Source organism: Anaerotruncus sp. DFI.9.16 (assembly GCF_024461615.1).
In the GTDB taxonomy this organism is placed as follows: Bacteria; Bacillota; Clostridia; order Oscillospirales; family Ruminococcaceae; genus Anaerotruncus; species Anaerotruncus massiliensis.
Window position 1 is genome coordinate 1 of record NZ_JANFZX010000030.1, and the last position, 26,513, is coordinate 26,513.

Here is a 26,513-nt window from a genome sequence, read left to right on the forward strand (position 1 = left end):
CCCCCCCCCCCCCCCCCACCGCAAGCTCGATCACGCCGTCCTGCTCCGCATAGTCCAGGACGGACTGCCATCCGCCCCCGCCGAAGCCGCCGATCATCTCGTAGCAGTCCCCGTCGGCGCGGTAGAACTGGGAGGTGCGCAGGTATTCCACGGGCACGTCGAAATACTCCCGGATCGCCGCCTCCACCTCGGCGGCGGGAGCGGTCGCGCCCGGCGCGAAGCAGCCCTCGAAATCCTTCTCCATCCCCAAAAGGTTATTGAAGCAGAGATAGAAGAAGAGGTGGTCGGCCTCCATCTCCCCGGGCGAGCTCCAGTCGTATTGCAGGAGCCTGCCGCTGGGGATCATCGGGTAGACGTAGGTTTCCGCGAGCTGCTCCCGCGTCTGTCCGTCCCCACCGACGGGATAGAGCGGGTAGCGCATCTCGTTCTCCTCGTACTTCCAGCCGCCGTCGGGGGAGAGCCGGATTTTGACCGTGCCGCTCCAGATGACGGTGCCGTCCTCCCGGGGACTGTAGACGTCGTAATCGAGCGTCAAAAGGCCGTCCTCGAGGGAGGCCTTATTCACCTGCGCGGTGCAGGTCGCGCCCAGCCCCTCGAAGCGGTAGGCGTTGGCCGCCTCGTCGTAGCGGACGTGGATGCGCATACACGAGGCGGGGTCGACGTCGAAGTACCGTCCGATGTATTCCTCGACCTCCCCGGCCGGGAATTCAGCGGGCGCCTGCTCGCCGAGGTCCTCCATGCAGTGCAGGGCGTAGTAGTCCACCAGCGCGTCCGCGCCGATGTTGAAGGGCGTCGACCAGGTGCGTCCCGCCGCCCCGGAGGCGAGCAGACGGTCCACATACCGTTCGGTCAGGGCCGGGTAGTCCGATAGGTCGGGGGCGGCCGGTTCGGCCGGTTCGGCCGGTTCGGCCGATTCAGACGGTTCGGCGGAAACGGCGGAGCTCTCCGCCGCGCTCTGCGGCTGCGGAGCCGCGGCCGGTTCCCGCGCGCACCCCGCCAGAAGGGCGAGCGCGACGCATAAAACAAGAGCCTTCTTCATTTCAATCCTCTCCTTTCCCTCTATAACCACCGGGGAGGCCGAAAAGGGACCGGCGTCCCTCCAAAATTCCCGTGCGCATGAAAAACCCGCCTCCCCAGCCGGTCAGCCGGGGAGGCGGGCGCCGTTATGCCGCGTCGGTCAGAATTTTTCCACCGCGTCCTTGGTGACGCGCGCGAGCACCAGCTTTTCGGGCGCGGGCCGCGCGTCGGAGAAGGTGACCGCCTCCAGAAGCAGGCGCTCCCCTTCGGGGACCAGCTCCTGCCGGGAGGTCAGCAGCCGCGCGATGGGCTCGCCCTTTTTCACCGCGTCGCCCGTCTTCTTGAGGAGCAGGATGCCCGCCGACAGGTCGATCGCGTCCTCCTTGCTGGCGCGGCCCGCGCCGAGCGCCACCGACGCGATGCCGCACAGCTCGGTCTGCATGTGGGAGATGTAGCCGTCCGCCGGGGAGAGCACCTCGTGCACGACCGGCGCCTTGGCGAATTTATCGGTGTCGTCGAGCACCGACACGTCGCCGCCCTGCGCGGCGACCATCGCCCGCAGCTTCCCGAAGGCCGCGCCGCTTCGGAGCGCCTCCTCCGCCATCGCGCGGCAGGCGGCGAGCTCCCCCTTGCCCGCCAGCACGAGCATGTTGGAGGCGAGCTGGAGGCAGACCTCGGTGAGGTCCGCCGGACCCCGCCCGCGCAGCGTGTCCACCGCCTCGATGACCTCCAGCGAGTTTCCGATCGCGTGGCCGAGGGGGAGGTCCATATCGGTGATGAGCGCGATGGTGCGGCGGCCGTTGTGCTCGCCGATCGACACCATCGCCTGCGCGAGCCCGATCGAATCGTCGAGCGACTTCATGAACGCGCCGCTGCCCGTCTTGACGTCAAGCACAATCGCGTCGGAGCCCGCCGCGAGCTTTTTGCTCATGATCGACGAGGCGATGAGCGGCAGGCTGTCCACCGTGGCCGTCACGTCGCGCAGCGCGTAGATCTTCTTGTCCGCGGGCGCGATGTTGCCCGTCTGGCCGATGACCGAGAGCCCGGCGTCCCGCACGATCTGGAAAAACCGCTCCCGCTCGACCGAGGTGCAGAAGCCCGGGATCGATTCGAGCTTGTCGATTGTGCCGCCCGTGTGCCCCAGCCCGCGCCCGCTCATCTTGGCGACCGGCGCGCCGCACGCCGCCACGACGGGCGCGACGATCAGCGTCGTCTTGTCGCCGACGCCGCCGGTGCTGTGCTTGTCCACCTTGATCCCGGGGATCGCGGAGAGGTCCACCATGTCGCCCGACCGCGCCATGCAGTCGGTGAGCACGGCGGTCTCGTGTTCGTCCATGCCTTTGAACCAGATCGCCATCAGCAGGGCGGAGGCCTGGTAATCGGGGATGCGGCCGGCCGTGTAGCCGTCGATGAAAAAGGCGATCTCCTCGTCCGAGAGGGTCCCGCCGTTGCGTTTTTTCATGATCACGTCGTAAATGCGCATGTTGCTCCTCCTTGTTCGTTCAGGTTATCGGGGCCCAAACCGTACGGCGGCCCCCGGTGGTATCCCGTTTTCGCGTCCGCGCGGTCAGCTCCTCGCGAGGACCAGCGGGCAGAGCGATTCGCCGTCGCAGCCCGCGTCGACGCCCAGCAGCGCCGCCGCCGTCTCGCCCGTGTCCGCGAAGGTCGGGCGGGTGCCGAGGTCCCGTCCCGCCGCGATCTCCTTCCCATAGAGGAGCAGCGGCACGTATTCGCGCGAATGGTCGGTCGAGGGGGTGGAAGGGTCGCAGCCGTGGTCGGCCGTGATCATCAGCACGTCGTCCTCCCGCAGCAGGGGCAGCAGCTCGCCCAGCTGCTCGTCGAAGCGGTTGAGCGCCGCCGTATACCCCGGCACGTCGTTGCGGTGCCCGTAGACCATGTCAAAATCGACGAGGTTCACAAAGCAGAGCCCGTGGAACTCCTTCTTCGCCCAGGCGATCGTCTGCTCCATGCCGTCCTCGTTATTTTGGATGCGGCTGGTCTGGGAAATCCCCTTGCCCGCGAAGATGTCGTAGATCTTGCCGACGCCGATCGTATCGAGGCCGGCCGCCCGCAGCTTGTCGAGGATGGTGTCGCGCGGCGGGGTCAGCGAAAAGTCGTGCCGGTTGGAGGTGCGCCTGTAATCGGGCCAGCTGCCCTCGAAGGGGCGCGCGATGACGCGGCCCACCCCGTGCTCGCCCTGGAGCAGCTTGCGGGCCGCCTCGCAGTACTCATAGAGCTGCTTGACCGGCACGACGCGCTCATGCGCCGCGACCTGGAAGACGCTGTCCGCGCTCGTGTAGACGATGAGCGCGCCCGTCTCCTCATGCTCGCGGCCGAAGTCGTGGATGACCTGCGTGCCCGAATAGGGCCTGTTGCAGAGCACCCCCCGCCCCGTCAGCCGTTCGTATTCGCGGATGATCTCGGAGGGGAAGCCGTCGGGGTAGGTCGGCATCGGCTTGGGGGAGATGATGCCCGCGATCTCCCAGTGGCCGATCGTCGTGTCCTTTCCGGCGGACGACTCGCGCATGCGCGCGAAGGCCCCGAGCGGCCGCTCCACCGCCTCGCCGCAGCCGACCCCCTCGATGTTATAGAGCCCCAGTCTTTGCAGATTGGGCACCGAGAGCTTTCCCGACTGCCAGCAGGCGCGCAGCGTGTTGCTGCCCTCGTCGCCGTAGGCGGCCGCGTCCGGTTCCTCGCCGATGCCCACGCTGTCCAGCACGATCAAAAACACCCGTTTTGCCATTGTTTTTCCCACCTTTCCAAGGCGGCCGCCGCGCTTGCCGGGCGGAAAACCGGCGCGCCCCGCGCGCCGCCCGCGCGGCGCGCGGGACAAATCCCGCCTGCGCGGATTTGGGTTTTCCGCCCTGCCGCGCCCTCCCGCCGGCGGATACCGGGGATGGAGGGCCGCGCCGGGCCGCCTGATTCCTGTCCCCATTTTACCACACCGCGGCCCGCCGCACAAGGAAAGATGGCCGAAAACGGTCTCCCGTTTCCGGCCATCTTCAAGGGCGGTTTCCGCGGGCCCGAAGGCTGTCTCCCATCGCCCGGGCGGTTCAGATATCCATTGTGTCCATCAGGCCGCGCATGGCGAGGATCGTCCGCTCGATGAGCTCGTCGAGCTCCCAGCCGAGCATCTCCGCGCCCTGCGAGATAACCTCGCGTGAGCAGCCCGCCGCGAATTTCTTGTCCTTAAACTTCTTTTTCACCGATTTGGTCTCGAGGTCGACGACGCTTTTGGAGGGGCGCATGATCGCCGCCGCGCCGATCAGCCCGGTGAGCTCGTCGGTGGCGAAGAGGATCTTCTCCATGACGTGCTCCGGCTTGATGTCGCAGCAGAGCCCGTAGCCGTGGCTCGCCGTGGAGCGGATGATCCCCTCGTCGAGGCCCTCTTCGCGCATCAGCTCCTGCGATTTGACGCAGTGCTGCTCCGGGTACGCTTCAAAGTCGAGGTCGTGCAGCAGGCCGACCACCTTCCAGTACTCCACGCGGTCGGGGTCGTACTCCTTGGCGAAATACCCCATCACGCCGCTGACGATCGCCGCGTGACGCAGGTGGAACGTCTCCTTGTTGTACTTTTCGAGCAGGGCCTGCGCCTCTTCCATCGTCGGGATCATAACACAGACTTCCTTTCCGTTTTTTCCCCATTATACTCCGCGCGGAAAAAAACGGCAAGCCGCTTTCTTACGCGGCGAACCCCTCCCCGCCCTCCTCACGGAGCGCGCCCATGACGGCGCGGGCGCGGTCGCCTGAATCAAACGCTTTGAAGGGGGTCCTGGGGGAACTTTCTCGAAAGTTCCCCCAGGCGGTCCGCCGCCCGCTCGTAGCTCGGGGCGGGAAGCCCAAGCGCGCGGGCCATGCGCACCGGCTCGAGGATGAGCCCGTCGAGCTCGCTCGCGCCGCCCTTTTTGAGATCCTTCTGCATGGAGGCGGTCGTGTCGGGGCTCATGCCGTCGATGCGGCGCAGGCCGTCGGCGAGCATATCCACGGGATAGCGGTAGCCCTTGGCGTCCGCGATGGCCGCGAGCTCCCCCACGAGCGATTTGAAGAATTCACGCGGTTCCCCCGGCGCCTGCAGGCCGCCCATCGGCAGGTCGAAATAAGCGCCCGCCGCCGCCATCGGGGAGACGAGCATGAATTTGCGGAAGGCGTCGCGGCGGATGTCGTCCGACACCAGCGCGTCGATGTCCGCGCCGCGCAGCTCCTCGGCGATCTCCTGGAGGCGCACCGCGTGGGCGTTCCCCTCCCGCTCGCCGTAGACGATCCGGAAGACCTCCCCCGACTGGGTGATCTCCCCGGGCGAAGAGATGTAGCCCACAATGTAGATGCAGCCGTCCGTCACCGTGCGGCCGGGCAGCCGGGCGGCCATCCGCTCCCCGGTGCCCAGGACGTTCAGGATGGGGATCACGACGGTCCGCTCATCCGACGCGCGTTCGACAAGCGGCAGAATCTCCTCCACCGAGTAGCCCTTGACGCAGACAAAGATCACGTCCGCGCGCCCGGTAAATTCCCCGGCGGTGCAGGCGGGGACCCGCACCCGCAGCTCCCCGCGCCGGGTGCCGTGCAGGACCAGCCCGTCCCTTCGGATCGCCTCCAGGTGCTTGCCGCGCGCGATCAGCGTCACGTCGCGGCCCGCATCGGCCAGGTACCCGCCGATACAGCCGCCAGTGCCGCCCGCGCCGATCACCAGATACTTCATTCCCCCGCCCTCCCGAGCGATTTGTGAAAGGCCCTCAGCTCCGCCTTCACCTCTTCGGGCAGGGCGGTGTCCTTGATGCCGCGGATCGCGCCCTCGAGCGCGTAGAGCTCCCGGACGCACGCGCCCGGGTCAGCTTCGCGCAGGCGGACGAGCGCCTCGCGGCTGCCCAGCTCCCGCAGCGTTTCGGGCGTGTCCACCCCCGCTTCGACAAGCCGCGCCTCCAGCACCTTCCCGATATTTTGCAGATCACTCAGCTTTGCCATCTTCCGCGCTCCTTTCCTGAACCCACTTTTGCAGGCGGGGCATCGCGAGCTGTGCGTCGAGCATCCCCGTCTTATAGAGGTCCTCCAGCTTTTTCATATCCTTCTCAAACCGCCCGATCGTCACGGGCAGGTCGGGCGCGATCACGATCGCCCTGCCCTCCCGCTCGAGCCGCCGCACCTTGTCGAGCTCCCGGTTATAGACCTCGTGGCGGGTGTCGAGGGTGCGCACCATGCCCGGCGAGTCGTGGAAGATATGCCGGTAGACGGGGCGGATGCCCTCGGGCGATTTCTCGTAGGAGCGGTCGCGGGTCAGCACCACGACCACCCGGTCGCAGCCGTCGTCCAGCGCCTTCTGCACCGGGATCGGGTCGGAGGTGCCGCCGTCGAGGTAGCGTCCCCCCATGAATTCCACAACGGGCGAAAACACCGGAATCGACGAGGAGGCGCGCAGCAGGGTGCTGTCCCCCGGCCGGACGGCCTCCTTGGTGAAGTAGACCGGCCTGCCGGTATCCGCGTCGGTCACACCGGTGACAAATTCCATCGGCGAAGCGAGAAACGCCTCGTAGTCGAAGGGGTCGAGATGATTCGGGATCTCGTCGAAGATGAAATCCATTCCGAACATCGATTTGGTTTTAACAAGGCTCTCAAAGCCCACATACCGCTTGTCGTCCACGTAGCCGGTATTGACCCGGTAGCTGCGCCCGCGCTGTCCCGACACGTAGCTGACCCCGCTGCACGCGCCCGCGGACACGCCGATCACGTAGTCCGCCTCAAAATGGTTGTCCATCAGGCAGTCGAGCACGCCGTTCGTATAGAGCCCGCGCATGCCGCCGCCCTCCAGGACCAGTCCGATCTTCATCACACTCTGCCTCCCCGCATGTGGAACTGATTCTCCGCCCCGCGCCGCCGTCCGCCGCGCCGGGACCGCCCCGGGCGGAAAACGGCGCCCCGATGGGGCGCCCGCGCGAAAGCGGCGCTTTCGCGCGCGTGCGGCTTTGCCGCACGGTTTTCCGCCTCCCTGTGTTATGCACGCGCCCCGCGTCAGCCGTCCGCCGTCTCCGCGAGCGCCTTCATCGCGTCCCCCGTCAGGCGGTAGACGGTCCAGTCGTCCATCGCCTGCGCGCCGAGCGAACGGTAAAACCCGATCGAGGGCTTGTTCCAGTCGAGGCACCACCATTCGACCCTGCCGCAGCCGCGTTCGACGGCGAGCGCCGCCAGCCGCGCGAGCAGGGCCTTCCCGATGCCGGCGCCGCGCAGCGCGGGCAGTACGAAGAGGTCCTCCAGGTAGAGCCCCGCGCGCCCGAGGAAGGTGGAGAAGTTGTGGAAGAAGAGTGCGAACCCGGCGGGAGCCCCGTCCTTTTCCGCGATCAGCACCTCCGCCTTTTGCTTTTCAAAAATCCATTCGCGCAGCAGGTCCTCCGTGGCGACCACCTCGCCGAGCATCCCCTCGTATTCCGCGAGCTTTTTGATAAAGTCGAGGATGAGCGGCAGGTCGCCGATGCCGGCGAAGCGGATGCGGCAGCCCGCAATCCCCGTCTCATAGCCTTCTGCGGCGCGTTCCCCCTTCACCTGCGTGAGGTAAAGCATGTCGACGAGTTGACAGTCCCCTTCATAAATCGGCTCGGGGTAGTGGTCGGTAAAGAAATTCTTGACGACATGGCTGCGTTTAAATCCGCAGGACTCGTAAAACCCGACCGAGGAGGGGAAGTCGCCCGTGCCGACCCACACCGCGGCGCCGTCCGGCAGCCGCGCGATCGCCGCGCGCACCAGCGCGCCGCCGATCCCCCGGCGGTGGAAGGGCTCGGCGACGGCGAGGTTTTTGATCTCCCAGCCGCCCGCGGCCGGCACCGTCACGATCTCGCCGAGGACGGCGTCCCCCTCCCGCGCCGCGAGCATGAACCCGTGCGGCAGATAGCGCATGACCATCTCCCACGAGGGGTCCGCGAACAGCAGCAGGTCCCGGTAGCGTTCCCGTTCCCCGCGCACTTCAAAAATCTCCATTGCGACACCTCTTTCGGTAGACTATCATAACAGATTTTCCAGCCAAAGTAAATTGCGTTTTACCGCGGATTCTGTTATGCTGGGGGAAAGAAATTCCCCGAAAGGACTTTGCCATATGAAACTGATCTCCTGGAACGTCAACGGCCTGCGCGCCTGCCTGGGCAAGGGCTTCCTCGACTTTTTCAACGCGGAAAACGCGGACGTCTTCTGCCTGCAGGAGACGAAGATGCAGCCCGGCCAGGCCGACCTCGATCTGCCCGGCTACGAGCAGTACTGGAACAGCGCGGTGCGCAAGGGCTATTCCGGCACGGCGGTGTTCACCCGGATCCCGCCCCTCTCGGCGGTCTACGGCATCGGGCTCCCCGAGCAGGACAGCGAGGGCCGCGCCATCACCCTCGAATTCGAGGACTTCTACCTCGTCACCGTCTACACCCCCAACGCCCAGCGGGAGCTGACCCGGCTCGACTACCGCATGGAGTGGGAGGATGCCTTCCGCGCCTATGTGACGGCGCTCGACGCGAAAAAACCGGTCGTCATCTGCGGCGATCTCAACGTGGCGCACGAGGAGATCGACCTGAAGAATCCCAAGCCCAACCGGGGCAACGCGGGCTTTACCGACGAGGAACGCCAAAAGCTCACCGAGCTGCTCGCCAGCGGCTTTGTCGACAGCTTCCGCGCCCTCTACCCCGACGCGGTGGGCGCCTATTCCTGGTGGTCCTACATGTACCACGCGCGCGCCAACAACGCGGGCTGGCGCATCGACTATTTCCTCGTCTCCGAACGCCTGCGCGGAGAAATCCGCGACAGCAGGATCCGCGCGGAAATATTCGGCAGCGACCACTGCCCCGTGGAGCGCGACCTCTACCAATAATCTTCGCGGGAACGACAACGGGGCCGCCATCTGGCGGCCGCTTTACATTTCGTCGGGCGGAAAGAGCTCTTCGATTCGTTCCAGTTCCTTTTTCAGGTGCTCCGCCTGTTCGCCGACCAGCAGGCTCAGGATTTCCAGCGCGTCGGCGGCGGCAGCCGTTTTCCGAACGAGGGAAAAATACAACTCCTTATAGTCAGGCATAAAGTTCGCTCCCTCTGTGCACATTAACGACTGATCGTTAATATTATACGTCTAATTATTAAAGATTTCAACGCCTAATCGTAATAATATTAACGCATAAGCACAGAAGGAGGGGTTGGATGGACATCCTCGGGAAGATCCGCCGGCTGCAGGAGGAACGCGGCTGGAGCGAAAACCATCTCGCGGAGCAGGCGCATCTCAGCCAGTCCACCATCAATTCGCTCTACCGGAAGGGAAACGTCCCCACCATCCCGACGCTCGAAGCGATCTGCCGGGCCTTTGGGATGACGGTCTCCCAGTTCCTCGCGGAGGACAGCCTGCCGTCCGACCTCACCGGGGAGCAGCGTGAGCTGCTGTCCTGCTGGGACGCCCTCGCCCCGGAAAAGCGAAAAGTCCTGCTTGCCTTAATCAAGGTCCTCTGCTGAATGAAAGAAAAAGCGGCCCCCCCCCCGGGCGGCCGCCTTTTTCTCTCCGCCACGGGGCGCGGCGGAGGGAGGGGGCGGCGCTTTGCCTGAACCAAGAGCTTTGAGGGGTTTCAGGGGAACTTTCCCGAAAGTTCCCCTAATTAACAAACCACCCGTCCCCCCGTTCCTCGTCCCCTCGTTCCCCTAAGTGAGCTCGTCGTACTTCTCGCGCAGGCGGACGAAGTCGTCGAGGGCGCCGGGGGTGTTGGCGGGATTGCGCAGCAGCGCGGCGGGGTGGAAGGTGCCCATCATGACGGTGCCGTTCTTTTCGAAGAACTCGCCGTGCTGGCGGGTGACCTTAAAGCCCGGGTCGATGAGCGCGCAGCCGGCGACCCGCCCGAGGCAGACGATGATTTTGGGGCGGATGAGGCGCACCTGGTTGCGCAGCCAGCCCATGCAGGCGTCCAGCTCGTCGCGCTCGGGGTCGCGGTTTTTGGGCGGACGGCATTTGACCATGTTGGCGATGTAGACGTCCCGCTCGCGCGAAAGGCCCACATGGGAAAGCATCCGGTCGAGCAGCTGTCCGCCCCGCCCGACGAACGGCTCCCCCTGGAGGTCCTCGTTTTCACCGGGTCCCTCGCCGATAAACATCAGCTTGGCGGCGGGGTTGCCGGCGCCGAAGACGACGTTGCGGCGCGTCTCGGCGAGTTTGCAGTTGCGGCAGGCGAGCGCGGCCTCGCGCAGCTCGTCGAAGTTCTCATACATTCCGGACCCTCCCATGCGGCAGAATATGCAAAGTGTATCTATTATAGCACAGATTGAAGCGGAAATCAGCAACAAAGCTACTTGAAAAAAAACGCCGCAGGGCGTAAAATGAATACGGTAAAAAAATTACACAAAATGGAGGAACCGTCAATGTCTGAAAGATTTATCGTTGAGACTTCGGCGCGCCATCTGCACGTCACCGAGGAGGACCTCGAGACGCTGTTCGGCAAAGGCGCCAAGCTGCACTATAAGAAAGAGCTCTCCCAGCCGGGACAGTACGCCTGCGAGGAGCGCGTCGACGTGGTAGGCCCCAAGAAGACGCTGAACATGTCGATCATCGGCCCCTGCCGCCCCTCCACCCAGGTGGAGATCGCGCTGACCGACGCGCGCACGCTCGGCGTCACCCCGCCCGTCCGCGAGTCGGGCGACGTGGAGAACAGCGCCCCCTGCAAGCTGGTGGGCCCGTGCGGCGAGGTGGAGCTCAAGCAGGGCGTCATCGCGGCCAAGCGCCACGTCCACCTCGATCCCGAGACCGCCGAGAAGATCGGCGTCAAGGACAAGGAGATCGTTTCGGTCAAGATCGACAACCCCGGCCGCGCGCTCGTTTTCGGCGACGTGGTCATCCGCGTCAGCCCGAGCTTCCGCCCGGCGATGCACATCGACACCGACGAGGCCAACGCGGCCGGCTGCTCCGGCGAGGTCTGGGGCGAGGTCGTCAAGTAAGATTTCGCAGCCGAAAACCGCGGCAGGACCCCTGCCGCGGTTTTTTCTGTCCCGCCCGGGGAAAAACAGAATGATCGGAGGGTATGAGATGGATGCACCAAACAAAAATCCGAACGGCACCTTTGGCACCCGTCTGGGGTTCATCCTGGCGTCGGTCGGCTCGGCGATCGGCATGGGGAACATCTGGATGTTCCCCTACCGGTTGGGGAAATACGGCGGCGCGGCGTTTCTGATCCCCTATTTCCTCTTTGTGGCACTCTTCGGCCTTGTGGGGCTGTCGGGCGAATTCGCGCTCGGACGGCTCACCGGGACCGGCCCGGTCGGCTCCTACGACTACGCGATGCGTTCGCGCGGCAAACGGGGCGGCAGGCTGCTCGGCGCGTTCCCGCTGCTCGGGTCGCTCGGCATCGCCATCGGCTACGCGGTCATCGTCGGCTGGGTGCTGCGCTCGATGGCGGGCGCGGCCACCGGGGAGCTCTTCTCCACCGCGTCGGACGCCTATTTTTCGCAGGCGACCGGACGGTTCGGCAGCGTGCCGTGGCATTTGGCGGTCGTGCTGCTGACTGTGCTCTTCCTCGTCAGCGGCATCATCAAGGGGATCGAAAAGGTCAACAAGGTTATGATGCCCGCCTTCTTCCTCCTCTTCATCGTGATCGCCGTGCGCGTCGGCTTTTTGGATGGCGCGTCGGAGGGCTACAAATACCTCTTCATCCCCCAGTGGGAGGCGCTCCTCAATCCCACCACCTGGGTCATGGCGATGGGACAGGCGTTCTTCTCCCTGTCGATCACCGGCTCGGGGATGATCATCTACGGGAGCTACCTCTCCAAAACGGAGGATATCCCCCATGCCTCGGCGCTCACCGCCCTGCTCGACACCGCCGCCGCGCTCGTCGCGGGCATGGCGGTCATCCCGGCGGTCTTCGCCTTCGGCCTCGACCCGCAGGCGGGCCCGCCCCTCATCTTCATCACGCTGCCCAAGGTCTTCGCGCAGATGCCCGCCGGGCGGCTTTTCGCGGTGCTCTTCTTTCTGTCGGTGCTCTTTGCCGGGGTCACCTCCCTCATCAACATGCTGGAGGTCTGCTCCGAGGCGGTCCAGCGGCAGTTTGGGCTCGGACGCACCCCGGCCGTGCTGCTGACCGGCGCGGCCGTCTTCGCGGTCGGCCTCTTCATCGAGTACGAGCCCTACACCGGCAGCTGGATGGACGTGATCACGATCTATATCGTGCCGGTCGGCGCGGTGCTCGGCGCGGTGATGATCTACTGGGTGCTCGGCCTGCCCGCCATCAAAAAGGAGCTGACCACCGGCAGGAAAAAACCGCTCGTGCGCGGCTTCGACTTCCTCGCCAAATACGTCTACGTCTTCCTCGCCGCCGCGGTGGTGGTGCTCGGCGTCGCCTACGGCGGCATCGGATGACGCGCCTGGCGGCGGTCGCCTGCGAGGTGTTCCGCCGGGAGCTTTCGGCCGCGGCCGAAAAAAGCCCGAACGCCGTGGAGCTTCACTGGCTCCCGCAGGGCCTGCACGACACGCCCGACGAGCTGCGCCGCCGCCTTACGGAAACCCTCACGGAGATCGAGCGCGCCGACGCGCAGGCTCCGCCCGATGGGCGGCTCGACGCGATTGTGCTCTGCTACGGGCTGTGCGGCGGCGGGCTTGCGGGGGTGCGCGCCGGGAGGCTGCCCCTCGTGCTGCCCCGCACCGACGACTGCATCGGCGTCCTGATCGGCTCCCAGCGGCGCTACCTCGACTACTTCCACAGCCGGGGCGGCATCTACTGGTACACGCCCGGCTGGCTCGACTTTGCGAAGACCCCCTCCCGCACCTGGTACGACGCGAAGCTGCGGGAGTATGCCGAACGCTACGGCGCCGACAACGCCGCGTGGCTGCTCGAGCAGGAGAACGCGTGGATCTCGGCCTATGACACCTGCATCTACATCGATCCGCCCGCCTGCCCGAGCCCGGCGCACGCCCGCCGCGCGCGGGAGGCGGCCGTAGAATATGGGTGGCGGTTCGAGGCGGTCCCCGGGGGAGCCGGGCTGCTCGACGCGCTGCTCGCGGGGGCGTGGGACGAAACGCGGTTTCTCCTCTGCCCGCCCGGGAGGGCAGTCGCGCCGAGCTGGCAGGAGGATATCGTAAAAGCGGAATAAAAAAGGAGGCCGCCCGGCGGCCTCCTTTTTCGTTTCCTCACAAAAGCGGCCCCGCGGGATTGTGAGATGCCACAAACCGGTCCGCGGATGGATTGACAGGCGCGCGGGAAGGATGGTAGACTTTTCTCAAATCTAGACCGTTTAGATATTGTTGAGGGGGACAGATCATGGAGAGACGGCTGTACGACCATGTCAAGGAACTGCTCATAGAGGAGCTCGCCGGCTCTCAGCCCGGGCAGAGACTGCCCTCCCGCGCGGCGCTGGCGGAGCGCTTCGGGGTCAACCGCACCACGGTCGAGCGCGCGGTCTCCGAGCTGATCGGCGAGGGACTGCTCTACGCCCGCGACAAAAGCGGCACCTATACGACGGGACGGCTGCCCGCCGCGCGCCATGCGGAGGGCGGGCGCAGGTGGGCGGTGGTCATCCCCGACATTCAGCACGACACCTATCCGGGGATCATCCGCGGGATCCAGGACACGGCGGGCGGCCGGGGGATCGACGTGATCCTCAGCAACACCGACAACAGCGTGCGGCGGCAGACCGCCTGCCTCGAGCGGTTTTTGGAGGGCGGGACGGACGGCATCATCCTGATCCCCGCGGTCTACGAGGGCACGGACCTGCGACCGCTCATGCGGATCCTCGAACGAAGGGTGCCGCTGGTGCTCTGCAACCGGGAGGTCCCCGGCATCCAGGCGCCGGTCGTCAAGTCGGACAATTTCCTCGGAGGAAAGCTGGCGGTGCGCCACCTCGTGAGCACGGGACGGCGGCGGATCGCCTATGTCTCCCCGCCCATCTACCAGACCTCGGCCGAGCGGTACCAGGGCTATCTGGCGGCGCTCGCGGAGAACGGGCTGGAGCAGGACCCGTCGCTGGTGAGCTTCGCCTGCGCGCCCGGCGAGCCCGAGAACGCGTTAAGGGCGGTGACCCGCCTGCTGCAGCGCCGGGCGGACGGGGTTTTCTGCTTCAACGACGCGGCCGCCTGCGTCGTCTACGACGCCGCCGCCCGGCTGGGCCGGAAGGTCGGGCGGGAGCTCGCGGTGGTCGGATACGACAACACGCCCCTCTGCGAGAGCTTCCGCCCCAAGCTGACGACGGTGGACTTCCGGACATACGAGGTCGGGCGGCGGGCGGCGGAGCTCATCTGCGCCATGACGGAGGGGGACGAATCCGCCCGGCGGCGGTCGGTGGTGGTCGAGCCCTCCCTGATCGTCCGGGAGAGTACGCCCGGGTGAAACGGAAGGGGTGTGTGGAGTATGAAACTGCCGCGCGGGGGAGGCCGGTATTTCGTCCGGCTGACCTGCTGCCTGCTCGTGATCGCAACCATCCCGCCGCTGGTGCTCGGGGCGATCCTCTTTGGGAACGCCCGGCAGAACATGTCCCGGCAGATGGCGCTGTTCAGCCAGAACTATCTGGGCCAGACCCTCAACGCGATGGAGGTGGTCTTCAGCCAGATCGAGGACAGCGGAAGGCAGACGATCCTCGACTCCTCCTTCAAAACCTTTGAGACGTTTACCGACGGCAAGGGCATGGAGAAGCTGATCTCCTCCCTTGAGGTCGGGGAAAACCTCCGGGGGACCGCCCGCTACCTCGAGGCAAAGGCGCGGATGCTTGAACAGCTCCGGAGCTTTGAACTGACGAACGCCTTTATCGACTCGATCTACTTCTGCGATTCGGGCAAGGGGCTTGTCTACTCGTCGGCGGGCCTGCAGTACGGCATGGCGGATTTCTTCGACAAGGAGTGGTTCGGCTACGCGGACCAGGCCTTCATCTCCCCGGCGGTCATGGACACGCGGACGGTCGATTTTCCCTATAAGGGAAACCAGCAGGTGATCACGCTCGTTTTCCGCTCCTACTACAACGAGATGAACCTCATGGCGGTCAACATTGACGCGCGCAAGTTCTATGACCAGATTGTGCTGAAGATCGAGCGGAAGGGGACCGACAGCCTCTTCGCCTATTCGGGGGAGGGGGAGCTCCTGCTGAAGGATTACCGGTATCCGGAACTGCAGCAGATGATCCAAAGGGAGCGCGTCGACGCGTTCAGGGACGGGCAGTACCACTGGGATTCGGGGAAGCTTGGCAGGAAACGCTACCTGCTGAGTTATCTCGAGTCGGACAAGCTCGGCTGGAACTTTGTCATGGTCTCGGACGTCCAGCAGCTCTACCAGGGGGTCGAGGCGCTGCAGATGGTGTTCCTGCTGAGCCTCGCGGGAGTGACGGCCTGCGTGATCCTGGCGGCAGCGGTCGCCTCCCGCAGGCTGTATTCCCCCATCGAGAGGCTGATGGAGATCGTGGGGGAAAGCCCCCGGAAATCGGGTTGGAAAAACGAATTCGACGGGCTGGCCGGCGTCTTTGAGGAACTCAAGATGAATGAGATGGACCTTGTCGAACGCCTGCAGAACAGCCTGCCGGTGCACCGGCGGCGTTTTTTGATCTCCCTGCTGCGCCGCAATGACTACTCGGAGGAGGAGGTGCGGCGGCAGTTCAAGCTGCTGAACATCGGGCTGGACGACCGTAGCCTGCGGATTGTGCTCTTTTCCTACGACGCGCTGGAGGAGGGGGACCGGTTCGGCCCGCTGAGCATCAAAAAGGACCTGCTGCTCAGCTACCTGCTGGACAATCTCCGCCCCTACCCGTTTGAACTGGCGGAGATGGAGGACGGAAAGGTGGTCGCGCTGCTCAACGCGGCGGAGGGCGATACCGCGCAGCTGATGGACAAGCTCGAGGGGATGCGCCGGGAGCTGGCGCGCGCGGCGCAGATCCCCTGCACCGTCGTGCTCAGCGGACAGATCGGCGAGGTGGGAGAGCTGCGCCGGGCCTATCTGGAGGCTGAACGCGCCCTGCTGCGCCGGGAACTTTCGGATGAGGACGGCGTGCTCTTCGCGGACGCGCCCGCCGGAGAAAAGGGGGTCCTCCGCTACAGCCAGGATCGCATTGACAAGATCCTCGACGCGCTCCAGTCGGGGGAGGGGGAGAAGGCCTGCCGGGCCTTCCGGGAGCTGCTCAAGGAGCTCATGCAGGAGAACGACCCGCTCGAATACCGGCAGGTGCAAAGCCTTTACATGGACGTGCTCACCAGCGTCGTCAAGCTCGTCAACGCGGCGGGCGTGCCGCCCGGCAGGGTGTACGGGGACACTCGGAACCTTTACGACGAGCTGCTCCGGCTCGACGGGATCGGCGCGGCGCTCAAGTGGTTCGACGGGGTGCTCACGGCCACGGCCGACTGCCTGGGCACCCTCGCCACCAAAAAAAGCGACGCGCGTGTGGAGCAGGTCCTGGCGATCATCCGCGCGGACTGCAGCCAGAACACCACGTTGGAATCGGTCGCGCAGCAGCTCAACCTCAACCCCGCCTACGTCAGCCGGATTTTCAAAAAGGAGACGGGCGTCAAGTTCATGGACTACCTGACCGGGATGCGGGTGGAAAAGGCAAAGGAGCTGCTCACGGGGAGCAACCTCAAGATCAAGGAGGTCTGCGAACGGCTCGGCTATTCCAACATCAACTATTTCATCAAGGTCTTCAAGGACGCCACGGGGGTGACCCCCGGCGATTACCGCAGGATGAACCAGGGCCGGTAGGCGCCGTAAAACCGCCCCGCCGCGTAAGCGGCGGGGCGGTTTTACATATATTGGACAAAATTTTCGTGGAGAAAACGATAAATATAGCATTTTTATCTATTCATTTTTGACTTTGTAGGTTTTTTGATGGAATTAGTCAAAATGCCGCCCTTTCAAAATAGCGGCTTCCTTTTTATACTCGGGGTGTGGCCGGGACCCGGCCGCGCGAAAACCGACTTCAATGAAATGGGAGGAAAAGAGAAATGAAGAGAAGGATTCTTGCAGCCGCCATCGCCGCGATGATGCTGGCGGGCAGCCTGACCGGCTGCGGCGGCGACAGCCCCGCTCCCGCGCCCGATGAGGGCAGCGCCGCCCCCGGCGCCCCGGCGGAAGAAGGCGCCCAGTCCCCTGTCAAGATCGTCGTCTACAACAACAGCGGCTCGATCGCGGGCGCGGGCTCCGAGGCGGGCGCCGACCCCGCGATCATGGAGCAGATCCACCAGTGGATGCTGGAAAACACCGGCTACGACGTTCAGGTGATCGTGCCGCCCGCGGGCAACGAAACGGAAAAGCTCAACCTCCTGCTCGCCGGCGGCGACCAGGTCGACCTCTTCTGGGGGGACTGGTCGGAATACGCGAGCAAAAAGGTCATCGTCCCGATCAACAGCTACCTTGACGGCAAGGGACAGGACATCGTGAAGGCGTGGCCGGAAGAGGCGTGGAAGGCCATGACCGACAAGGAGGGGAACATCTACGGCGTGCCGCGCAGCACGCCCAACCTCGGCAACCCGACTTGGATCCGGACTGACTGGCTGGAGAAGGAAAACCTGGAGATGCCCAAGACGATCGATGAACTGGACAACGTCCTTCGCACCTTCAAGGAGAACGGCACGGGCGGCGAGGGCACCATCCCGCTGCTGGCGGACATCGCGGGCAAGCACTCCTCCAAGGGGTTGCACAACTCCTTCCTCGGCGCGTTCACCGAGTATGGCTACAGCAACTGGCTCGACCCCACCGACAACAAGATCAAGCCCGCCGAGCTGCAGCCCGGCTTCAAGGATTTCCTCGCCAAGATGAACGAGTGGTACACGAAGGGCTACATGTATCCCGAATTCGCCTCGCTGAGCAAGGATAAGATCCGCGAGATCGTCAAGCAGGGCAAGGTCGGCTCCGCGGCGGTGTGGTACTCCAACATCACCCTCTCCCTCTACGACCTGCAAAAGACCTTCCCCGAGGCGAATTACGACTACCAGCACGACGGACTCGAGGGACCGTCCGGCAAGGCGGAGACCGCCATGCCCGCCTCCACCACCGGCGCGCTCATCTCCGCCAAGTGCGAGCATCCCGAGGCGGTCATCGACATGCTCAACTTCATCTACAGCGATCCCGCCAACCATATGGTCACCTGGTACGGCCCCGAGGGGATGTTCTGGAAATGGAAGGACAAGGACGCCCACATCTACGAGACGATCGGCGAAAAGACCGGGTACTACGCGGAATACGCCTTTGCGATCGGGCTCCCGATGGAGACCGCCGTCTCGGGCGACAACCCCCAGCAGGCCCGTCACCAGGAATATCTGACCAACGAGCACACCGACCTCAAGCGCGGCAAGATCCCGTTTGATTCGGGCATCGTCTACGACCCGGCGGTCATCAAGTCCAGAGTCCCCGGCGCCTCGGACATCTCGAGGATGCTCGAGGAGGAGACGATCAACTTCATCATGGGAACCCGCCCGATCGAAGAGTACGACCAGTTCGTGCAGGAGCTCTACGACGCGGGCATGCAGGACTGGATCGACGCCTACACCGAGATGTATTTTGAACAGGTAAAATAGACGGCCGGAAAGCCGGCCCGCGGGAGACGGAAGGGGGCGCGGGCCCCCGCCGCCTTCCCGGCTATGGGAGGGATCAGCGTGCGAAATCAGTCGGCGGTACTGCCGCGCCCCGCCGCGGGGAAAAAGGGCGGCGTCCCCGCAAGGCGGGGGCTGCCCGCAAAGATGTGGAAATACAAGATGTTATACCTGTTCCTGCTGCCCGGACTCCTGTATTTTCTGGTTTTCCGGTATATCCCGCTCGCGGGGTATATGATCGCCTTTAAGGACCTGGCCCCCTTCGAGGGGCTGTCGGCGATGTTCACCGGCGAATGGGTGGGGTTTCGGCACTTTCGGGAGTTTTTGAATTCCTATTACTTCTGGAACGTGTTCGGCAACACGGTGATTCTGGCGGTCCTGCGCCTGCTCGTCGAATTCACCCTGCCCATCCTGCTGGCGCTGCTCCTCAACGAGGTGCGCAGCAAATTTTTCAAGACCTTTGTGCAGACGGTGTCCTACATGCCCTATTTCGTTTCCAACGTCGTGCTTGCGGGGCTTGTGTTCACCCTCTTTTCCACCAACGGGGGAATCGTCCCCGCCATTGTGGCGCACTTCGGCGGCGTCCCGAGCTACTATGTCACCGACGTGCACTGGTTCCGGCAGATCCTGCTGGGGGCCATCGCGTGGAAGAATATCGGCTGGAGCTCGATCGTGTATATCGCCGCGATGTCCGGCATCGACCCGCAGCTCTACGAGGCGGCCGCGCTCGACGGCGCCGGAAAGCTCAAGCAGATCACGAGGATCACCCTGCCCTGCATCAGCTTTGCGATTACGATCATGTTTATCATGCGCATCGGCGTCATTATGAACGAGGGCTGGGAGGAGACGCTGCTGCTCTATTCGCCCAGCGTCTACAAGGTGAGCGACATCCTCGACACCTACGTCTACCGGGCGGGGCTCACCGAGTTCCGGTATTCCTATGCCACCGCCGTCAACCTCTTCAAATCGGTGATCGGGTTTATGCTGGTCATGGTCACCAACTTTATCGCCAACAAGATGGGCCAGCAGAATATGTATTCGTAAAGGAGCGATCGTATGGCCTGCAAGAGCACGGGCGAAAAAGTCTTTACAGTGGTCAACATCACCCTGCTGGTCCTGCTCTGCATCTGCTTTTTGCTGCCGATGTTCATCGTCCTCATGCAGTCCTTCCTGTCGCAGGACGAAATTTCCCGCCGGGGGACCTTTATCCTGATCCCCGAGGTGTTCGACACGGCGGCCTACAGGATGATCCTCTCCAAGGGATCGAGCATCTTCAACGCCTATGGCGTCACCATTATGCGCGTGGCCGCGGGCACCGCCACCCAGCTGTTTTTCACCTGCACGATGGCTTACGCGCTCTCGAAAAACGACCTGCCCGGCCGCAGGCTGGTCATCGCGCTGATCAATGTGGCGATCGTCTTCCCGGTGCCGCTCGTGCCGCTCTTTCTGCTCGTGAAGGGGGTGGGGCTCTACGACAGCTTCTGGTCGATGATCCTGCCCTTCGCAATCAATTCGGTGTACATCTTCATCATGAAGGCGTTCTACCAGCAGCTCCCGCCCGGCCTGGAGGAGGCCGCCATGATTGACGGCTGCAACCAGTTCCAGCTCTTCCGGCGGATCGTGCTGCCGCTGAGCCTGCCGTCGATCGCGACGGTGGGGATGATGTACGCCGTTTGGCACTGGAACGAGTGGTTCTATTCCTCGCTGTTCATCGTGGACAACGCCAAGCTGCCGCTGCAAAACATCATGCGCGGCATCATCCTCAACGCGAGCGGTTCCGACCTCGCCCTGCCGCTGGCCAACATGCCCCCGGCAGAGACGGTCAAATGCGCGGTCATCATCGTCAGCGTCGTCCCCATCCTCTGCATCTACCCCTTCGTACAGAAATACTTTGCCAAGGGCTTCCTTGTCGGAAGCGTGAAAGAGTAAGCATGTAAACGCGTGAGGAGAGAAGGAGAACCGAGTATGAGAGAGAAAAGGATGAAAAAAGGGCTGTCCCTGCTGCTTGCGGCGCTCATGGTCTGCACCATGGGCGCCGGGCCGGTGTGGGCGCAGGAGGACCTCCCCGCGCCGCCCGCGCAGTCCGAATCCGCGGATTCCGCGGTTCCGGGCGCGCCCGCCGACCCGGACGCGCCCACCGACCCGGACGCGCCCGTCGACCCGGACACGCCCGTCGACCCGGACGCGCCCGTCAACCCGGACGCGCCCGTTGACCCGGACGCGCCCGTCAACCCGGACGCGCCCGTCGACCCGGACGCGCCCGTTGACCCGGACGCGCCCGTTGACCCGGACGCGCCCGTCGATCCGGACGCGCTGCCGGAAGGGTTCGTCGCCGCCTCGGCGGTGCGCGCCCGGAACGCGGCTGTTTCCGGGGAGACACTGCTCGACGAGAGCTTTTCCCCCGACGGTCTGGCCGGGGAGTGGTCGTTCGCCGGCAACGCGGCGGTGGGGCCGGAGGGAGGCCTCCTGCTGACCGGCGTGACGGGCGTAAACGTTCAGGCGCAGCTGTTCCGCACCTTGGACGCCGACCGCTACACGGTGGAATTCAGGGCCCGGGTGGAGCAATACACCTCCGGCAGCGCCAACCTTTCCTTCAAGCTGGCACTGGGGGGAAGGCGGCTGATGTTCAAGATCAACGAGGATCAGCTCCGGTACTGCACGCCGGAGGGGACGTGGGCCGGTTCCTCCGCTTTTGCGGCGGGCACCGACTGGCATACCTACCGGTTCAAGGTGGACCGGACCGGGGAGACCCCCTCTGCGAAGCTCTATGTGGACGACCGCCAAATAACGGAGATCGCCTTCCAGGAGGACGGCAATGAACCCGTCCTCGAATTCTGGGTGAACGGGACGGCGGACAGCCCGTCGGTCGCGGGCGTGGAGTACCTGCGGGTGACGGGCGGCGGCGCGCCGCAGGAATCCGGGGAGCTCTTCAAATATGTGGACGAGCATTTCGCCGACTTCGGAAAGGAGTACGCGTGGTCTTCAAGCGGCACGGTCGAGGTCACCGACGGGCCGGCGCTCCGGCTGGCCAGCACGAACCAGCCGAACTCGATCATCGGCCTCGAGACCGCAGTCCCGCAGAAGCATGTGCTGGAATTCAAGGCGCGCGTGGGGCAGTTCGGCACGGGCGAAGTGACTTCGAACAAGAGCACCCTCGCCAGCAAAATCGCGATCGACGACACCTACCGCCTCATGTTCAGCATCGAGGAGACGGAACTGCGCTTCTGCGGCGGCGGGAGCACCTGGGGCGGCCATTATTCCTTTGAGGCGGGGAACGACTGGCATGTCTACCGCTTTGAGGTCGAGAAGAGCGACAACCCCACCGCCAAGCTCTACATCGACGACGACTACAAGTGCGACATCACACTGCAGAAGGACAAGAACGGCGACCTGATCCAGTTTTGGAGCCAGGGCACGCCCGGACGGCCGACCGAGGCGTTCCTCGAATATGTGACCCTCGCCTACGAGGTGCCGGCGGACTCGGTGCCGATCTGGAGCAAGCGGGAGAAACTGCGGGTCACCGAGGTGCTTGACGACCGGATTTCCGTCGAGTGGGACGCCCCGCGGATGGCGGTCGACGGCTACCGCCTTTACGCCGACGGGAAGCTGGCGGGGGAGGTGGACGGCGCGGCGGCCTCCTATACCTTTACCGGCCTCGAGGAGAGCACCTCCTACCTCTTCAAGGTGGAGGCGGGCAATGCGAACGGCTACAGCTCCGACGGTCCGTCGGTGACGGCCTCCACCCCCTTCGACCCGGCCTCCAACAAGCTCGGGGAGAGCGTCGTCTGGCAGGCGGGCACCGAGGGGTACGGTCACTTCCGCATCCCCGGCATCGTGACCACCGCCGCCGGGACGCTGCTCGCCTACACCGAGGCGCGCAAAAACGCGGGCGACTGGGCGCCGATGGACGTGCTGATGAAGCGCAGCACCGACGGCGGCAACACCTGGAGCGAATCGCAGATGCTCGCCGCGGGTTCCCAGGCTGGCAAGACGGTGAATAACCCCGTCATGGTCGCGTCGCGGGACGGCACGGTGCATCTGCTCTACTGCGTCATGTACGGCGTGGAGTCGTCCAACGGAGGCGTCTTCTACCGCCGCAGCGACGACGACGGGGTGAGCTGGAGCGAGCCGGAGGAGATCTCCGACATGACGAGCCCGGAGATCCGCAACGTCATCGCCACCGGCCCCGGCCACGGCATCGAGTTGCGCGACGGCACGCTGCTCGTGCCCGTCTGGCTGGTGCTCAAGGAGTCGGGCGAGGCGGACATGTCCCACCATCCGGCGGTGGTGACCACCCTTTACAGCACCGACGCCGGCGGAAGCTGGCAGCTCGGCGAGCTGGTCCATCCCACCGGGGAGATGTCCGACCCCAACGAGACGACGGCGGTCGAGCTGAGCGACGGCAGCGTCATGCTCAACATGCGCAACGTCTCTCCCGCCAAACGGCGGTCGATCACCGTAAGCCCCAACGGCTACGACGGCTGGAGCGAGCCCCGCTTCGACGACGCGCTGCCCGACCCCACCTGCTTTGGCAGCCTCGTGCGCTACGACAGCGGCACCATCCTCTTTGTCAACGCCGAGAGCACGAGCTCCCGCTCCAACATCACCGTCAAGGCGAGCTATGACGACGGCAGGACCTGGTCCGCCAAGCGGACCATCCTCGCAAAGGACGGCGGGTATTCCGACATCACGGTGGACGCGGACGGCACGGTCTGCGTGCTGGCGGAGAACTCCCCGGGCGGAAATTTCACCCTGAAGCTGCTGCGCTTTTCCCTCGACTGGCTCGAGGCGGACAACAAGGCCAGCCTCAAGGCGGTCTCCTTTGAGCCGCAGGCGGAGATTGAACCGGCGTTCAGTCCGCTTGTCAACGACTATCAGGTGCGTGTGGCGGAGGGGACGGCGGCGCTCGACATCCGGTTCGTCCCCTTTGACGGGGCGGCGGAAATCGCCGTCAACGGGGAGGTCCTTTCGGGGGACAGCTTCCGCGCGGAGCTTACCGGCCTGCGCACGCCGGTCTCCGTTGAAGTCCGCGCGGGCGGCAGGACCGTCGGGTACACCTTCACCGTCCTCCGGGACGGGAAGGTCCCGGAGGACGCCCTGATCCTCCACTACGACATGGAGCGACTTTCGGGCGGCATGGTCCCCGACCTCTCGGGCCTGGGCAACAGCGCCTCCGCGCGCAACGTCTCCATCACCGCGGACGGGCGGTACGGCAGCGGGCTCGCCTGCGGCGGCAGCGGGAGCTTCCTCGACGTCAAAGAGCCGCTGGGCGGGGACTTCGGGGAGGGCGAATTCACCGCCTCCCTCTGGGTCAAGCCAAGCGATCTCACCGATCAGAAGCTGCTCTTCTGGTACGGCGGATATACGGCGGGCGCGAAACAGTGGTGGGTGCGCCTCAATAGCGGCACCCTCCAGTTCAACATCGGGAACGGCGCCGAGGAGTCCACGCTGAACGCGGCGGAGAAGATCAGGGCCAACCGCTGGACCCATCTCGCGATCGTCAACCGCGCGCAGGCGCAGGAGATCTACATCGATGGGAAGCTCTCCGCCTCCAAGCCGAAGGACCGGCAGTACGACGTCAACGGGGAGAACATCCTGCGCATCGGCATGAGCAAAAATAACGGCAGCGCTACGCGGGAGTTTAAGGGTGCGATGGACGAGGTGCGCCTCTATAACTACGCCCTGTCCGCCGGGGAGATTCTGGCGCTCAAGGGCGCGCGCAGCGCCGATGAGGCCGCCTCGCGCGGGAGCTTTACCGACTCGGCGGGGACGACGCTGCCCTACCGGCTCATCCTGCCCGAGGACTACAGCGCGGACAGGACCTACCCGCTCGTCCTCTTCCTGCACGGGGCGGGCGCGCGCGGGACCGACAACGAAAAGCAGCTTGCCGAGGCGGGCGTCTTCCAGAAGATCCTCGACAGGCAGGATGCGGACTACGACTGCATCATGGTCGCCCCGCAGATCGGTACGGACAGCCAGTGGGTGAACACCCCGTGGACGGACGGCTCCTACGACCTGTCGGAGACCCCGGAGAGCGCCTCGATGCAGGCGGTTGAGGAGCTGCTCGAAAAGCTCTGCGGCGACTACCGCGTCGACAGGGATCGGCTCTACCTGGTCGGGATTTCGATGGGCGGCTACGGCGTGTGGGACATGGCGATGCGCAGCCCGGACCTCTTCGCCGCGGCGGTTCCCATCTGCGGCGCGGGCGACCCGGAGGAGGCGGCGCTCCTGAAAAACCTGCCCGTCTGGGCGTTCCACGGCGACGCGGACCCGACCGTGCCGGTTGCCGGCTCCCGCGAAATGACGGAGGCCCTGCGGGCGGCGGGCGGAGAGGCGCGCTACACCGAATATCCCGGCGTGGGCCACAGCTGCTGGTTCAACGCCTATAACGAGCCGGAACTGCCGGGCTGGCTCTTCGCACAGAAGAGATCCGCCGATACGCCGCCGACTCCCGGCGGAAAACCGGGACGCGGCGGGTCGGGCGGCGGCGGTTCCCCCCGCGGCGAGGCGGACGCCTACTGGAGCAGGCTTGCGGACGCCATCCGCCGCGCGAAGGACGGCGACGTCGTCAAAGCGAACCCGGGCAAATTCGACGAAATGCCCCGCTCGGTGCTGGACGCGCTGCGCGGACGCGACGTGACGCTGGTCGTCAGCGGAAACTTCGCCGGCGGCCCCATCGTGATCTACGGCGGCGATGTTCTGCCCCGCGAGAAGGGGAGGGTCTTCTACCTGCTAAGCGATCTCGCGGAGCTCTATGCGGAAACGGGCGGCGAAAGCCTGCCAGAAGCGTCCGCACAGGGCCGTGTGAATCCCGTCACGGGCGGTACGGTCCACGTGGTCGACGCGCCCGCCGCGGCGCGGGGCACGCCTCCCGCGGCGCCCGAAACGGCGGCGCCCGACGCGGCGGTCAAGGCGGCGGTTCCGCAGGCGCGGCCCGCGCCGGATGCCGCCGCCCCGGCGGCGGCTCCTGCGGCGCCCGCGCTGGCGCTCCTGCTGGCGGCCTGCGCGGCCGCCGCGGTCGCCGGACTGGCATGGAAACGGAAACAGCCCTGAAAAAACCCACCCCCGGGGCGGCGAAAGCCGCCCCGGGCAAAAAGGATGCGACATGATGAAAAAGGAATACGCGGGCCTGCACGCGGCGCTGGTGACCCCCTACACGGAGACCGGGGAGGTGAATTACCGGGAACTCAAAAAGCTGGTGCGCCGCCTGATCGCGGAAGGGATCGACGGCTTTTACGTGGGCGGCAGCACGGCGGAGACCTTCCTGCTGACCGAATCGGAGCGCAAGGGGATTCTCGAGGCGGTGCTCGAGGAGAACAACGGCGAAAAACTGGTCGTCTCCCACGTGGGCGCGATCTCCACCCGGCAGGCGGTCGACTTTGCGCAGCACGCCGAGGCCGCGGGTGCCGACGCCGTCTCCGCGATCAGCCCCTTCTACTATAAGTTCACCCAGCGGGAGATCGAGGACTACTACCTCGAGATCATGGCGGGGAGCGGACTGCCGATGTTCGTCTACAACTTCCCGAACCTCTCGGGGTTCGCGCTGACCGAACCCTTCCTCGAACGGCTCAAATCCAGCTCCCGGCTGGCCGGGATCAAATTCACCAGCTCGGACATGTTTCAGCTCGAACGGATCAAGGCCCGCAATCCCGGCCTCACCGTGTGGAACGGCTTTGACGAGATGCTCCTGTCCGGGCTCGCCGCGGGGGCGGACGGGGGCGTGGGCAGCACCTACAACTGCCTGCTCCCGCTTGTGCGCGGGGTATACGACCGGTTCCGCGCGGGCGACCCCGCGCGGGCGCTCGCCTTCCAGCGCAGGGCGAACGAGGCGATCGAAGTCATCTGCCGCCACGGGGTGTTCGCATCGGTCAAAAAGCTGCTCGAATATTCCGGCATCGAATCCCACGGATGCAGGCGCCCGTTTTCCCCGCTCTCCCCCGAAGGGGAGGCGGAGCTGCGCCGCGTCTACGAGACCCATCTCGCCCGCTGAGGCGGACGGGGACGCAAAAAGGGCCCGCAG

At 65.1% G+C, this 26,513-nt stretch carries 21 protein-coding genes and 2 pseudogenes; 12 read left to right on the forward strand and 11 right to left on the reverse strand.

Annotation, left to right across the window (positions count from 1 at the left end):
• From NE609_RS11265 to NE609_RS11305, 9 genes and pseudogenes are all read right to left on the reverse strand, one after another.
• Window positions 1-1,039 (reverse strand): annotated as a pseudogene (locus NE609_RS11265) (hypothetical protein); the annotation flags it as partial.
• Between the two features lie 138 nt (window positions 1,040-1,177).
• Complete coding sequence (locus tag NE609_RS11270; RefSeq protein WP_256152538.1) at window positions 1,178-2,500, reverse strand: pyrimidine-nucleoside phosphorylase; 1,323 nt, start codon at window positions 2,498-2,500, stop codon at window positions 1,178-1,180.
• Between the two features lie 84 nt (window positions 2,501-2,584).
• On the reverse strand, window positions 2,585-3,760 hold the full coding sequence (locus tag NE609_RS11275; protein ID WP_256152539.1) for a phosphopentomutase: 1,176 nt from the start codon (window positions 3,758-3,760) through the stop codon (window positions 2,585-2,587).
• Between the two features lie 310 nt (window positions 3,761-4,070).
• Entirely contained in the window at window positions 4,071-4,628 is a 558-nt protein-coding gene (locus tag NE609_RS11280) for a hydrolase (protein ID WP_370867162.1), read from the reverse strand.
• A gap of 140 nt (window positions 4,629-4,768) precedes the next feature.
• Window positions 4,769-5,713, reverse strand: coding sequence for a ketopantoate reductase family protein (locus tag NE609_RS11285; protein WP_256152541.1), 945 nt, complete (start codon window positions 5,711-5,713; stop codon window positions 4,769-4,771).
• Window positions 5,710-5,976 carry a TfoX/Sxy family protein gene (locus NE609_RS11290; RefSeq protein WP_256152542.1) on the reverse strand — a complete coding sequence of 89 codons (267 nt, stop codon included), beginning with the start codon at window positions 5,974-5,976 and terminating at the stop codon, window positions 5,710-5,712. The genes NE609_RS11285 and NE609_RS11290 overlap by 4 nt, the downstream gene beginning before the upstream one ends.
• Window positions 5,960-6,835: a patatin family protein gene (locus NE609_RS11295; RefSeq protein ID WP_256152543.1), complete on the reverse strand. Its 876-nt coding sequence runs from the start codon at window positions 6,833-6,835 to the stop codon at window positions 5,960-5,962. Before NE609_RS11295 ends, NE609_RS11290 begins: the two co-directional genes overlap by 17 nt.
• A 182-nt stretch (window positions 6,836-7,017) precedes the next feature.
• Window positions 7,018-7,563, reverse strand: a complete 546-nt coding sequence (locus tag NE609_RS11300) for a GNAT family N-acetyltransferase (RefSeq protein WP_353939252.1) — start codon at window positions 7,561-7,563, stop codon at window positions 7,018-7,020.
• Window positions 7,564-7,644: 81 nt separating this feature from the next.
• Window positions 7,645-7,977 (reverse strand): annotated as a pseudogene (locus NE609_RS11305) (GNAT family N-acetyltransferase); the annotation flags it as partial.
• Between the two features lie 115 nt (window positions 7,978-8,092).
• Here NE609_RS11305 and NE609_RS11310 point away from each other — a divergent pair.
• Window positions 8,093-8,848 (forward strand): exodeoxyribonuclease III, encoded by a 756-nt coding sequence (locus tag NE609_RS11310; protein WP_256152544.1) that lies wholly within the window; start codon window positions 8,093-8,095, stop codon window positions 8,846-8,848.
• A 42-nt stretch (window positions 8,849-8,890) separates the two neighbouring features.
• Here NE609_RS11310 and NE609_RS11315 read toward each other — a convergent pair whose 3' ends face one another.
• A complete protein-coding gene (locus tag NE609_RS11315; RefSeq protein ID WP_158595580.1) occupies window positions 8,891-9,049 on the reverse strand; it encodes a hypothetical protein in 159 nt (52 codons plus the stop codon).
• A 119-nt stretch (window positions 9,050-9,168) separates the two neighbouring features.
• Here NE609_RS11315 and NE609_RS11320 point away from each other — a divergent pair, with 119 nt between their 5' ends.
• On the forward strand, window positions 9,169-9,474 hold the full coding sequence (locus NE609_RS11320) for a helix-turn-helix domain-containing protein (RefSeq protein ID WP_256152545.1): 306 nt from the start codon (window positions 9,169-9,171) through the stop codon (window positions 9,472-9,474).
• 183 nt (window positions 9,475-9,657) lie between these two features.
• Here NE609_RS11320 and NE609_RS11325 read toward each other — a convergent pair whose 3' ends face one another.
• Window positions 9,658-10,218 (reverse strand): uracil-DNA glycosylase family protein, encoded by a 561-nt coding sequence (locus tag NE609_RS11325; protein WP_121586570.1) that lies wholly within the window; start codon window positions 10,216-10,218, stop codon window positions 9,658-9,660.
• A 150-nt stretch (window positions 10,219-10,368) separates the two neighbouring features.
• Between NE609_RS11325 and pduL the strand changes: the two genes are divergently transcribed.
• The 10 genes from pduL (at window position 10,369) to NE609_RS11375 (ending at window position 26,483) form a co-directional block, all read left to right on the forward strand.
• Complete coding sequence (gene pduL / locus NE609_RS11330) at window positions 10,369-10,941, forward strand: phosphate propanoyltransferase (RefSeq protein ID WP_101552550.1); 573 nt, start codon at window positions 10,369-10,371, stop codon at window positions 10,939-10,941.
• An 88-nt stretch (window positions 10,942-11,029) separates the two neighbouring features.
• On the forward strand, window positions 11,030-12,355 hold the full coding sequence (locus tag NE609_RS11335; RefSeq protein ID WP_243107424.1) for a sodium-dependent transporter: 1,326 nt from the start codon (window positions 11,030-11,032) through the stop codon (window positions 12,353-12,355).
• Window positions 12,352-13,086 carry a DUF1638 domain-containing protein gene (locus tag NE609_RS11340; RefSeq protein WP_256152546.1) on the forward strand — a complete coding sequence of 245 codons (735 nt, stop codon included), beginning with the start codon at window positions 12,352-12,354 and terminating at the stop codon, window positions 13,084-13,086. The genes NE609_RS11335 and NE609_RS11340 overlap by 4 nt, the downstream gene beginning before the upstream one ends.
• A gap of 167 nt (window positions 13,087-13,253) precedes the next feature.
• The gene (locus NE609_RS11345; RefSeq protein WP_256152547.1) at window positions 13,254-14,318 is read left to right on the forward strand and encodes a GntR family transcriptional regulator; all 1,065 of its coding nucleotides are present in this window, start codon (window positions 13,254-13,256) and stop codon (window positions 14,316-14,318) included.
• Between the two features lie 21 nt (window positions 14,319-14,339).
• Window positions 14,340-16,664 carry a helix-turn-helix domain-containing protein gene (locus NE609_RS11350; protein ID WP_256152548.1) on the forward strand — a complete coding sequence of 775 codons (2,325 nt, stop codon included), beginning with the start codon at window positions 14,340-14,342 and terminating at the stop codon, window positions 16,662-16,664.
• A gap of 242 nt (window positions 16,665-16,906) precedes the next feature.
• The gene (locus NE609_RS11355; RefSeq protein ID WP_256152549.1) at window positions 16,907-18,478 is read left to right on the forward strand and encodes an extracellular solute-binding protein; all 1,572 of its coding nucleotides are present in this window, start codon (window positions 16,907-16,909) and stop codon (window positions 18,476-18,478) included.
• A gap of 78 nt (window positions 18,479-18,556) precedes the next feature.
• Entirely contained in the window at window positions 18,557-19,537 is a 981-nt protein-coding gene (locus NE609_RS11360; protein WP_256152550.1) for an ABC transporter permease subunit, read from the forward strand.
• A gap of 12 nt (window positions 19,538-19,549) precedes the next feature.
• Window positions 19,550-20,422: a carbohydrate ABC transporter permease gene (locus NE609_RS11365; RefSeq protein WP_256152551.1), complete on the forward strand. Its 873-nt coding sequence runs from the start codon at window positions 19,550-19,552 to the stop codon at window positions 20,420-20,422.
• Between the two features lie 36 nt (window positions 20,423-20,458).
• Window positions 20,459-25,546 carry an exo-alpha-sialidase gene (locus tag NE609_RS11370; RefSeq protein WP_256152552.1) on the forward strand — a complete coding sequence of 1,696 codons (5,088 nt, stop codon included), beginning with the start codon at window positions 20,459-20,461 and terminating at the stop codon, window positions 25,544-25,546.
• 55 nt (window positions 25,547-25,601) lie between these two features.
• A complete protein-coding gene (locus tag NE609_RS11375) occupies window positions 25,602-26,483 on the forward strand; it encodes an N-acetylneuraminate lyase (protein WP_158595730.1) in 882 nt (293 codons plus the stop codon).
• Window positions 26,484-26,513: the final 30 nt, after the last annotated feature.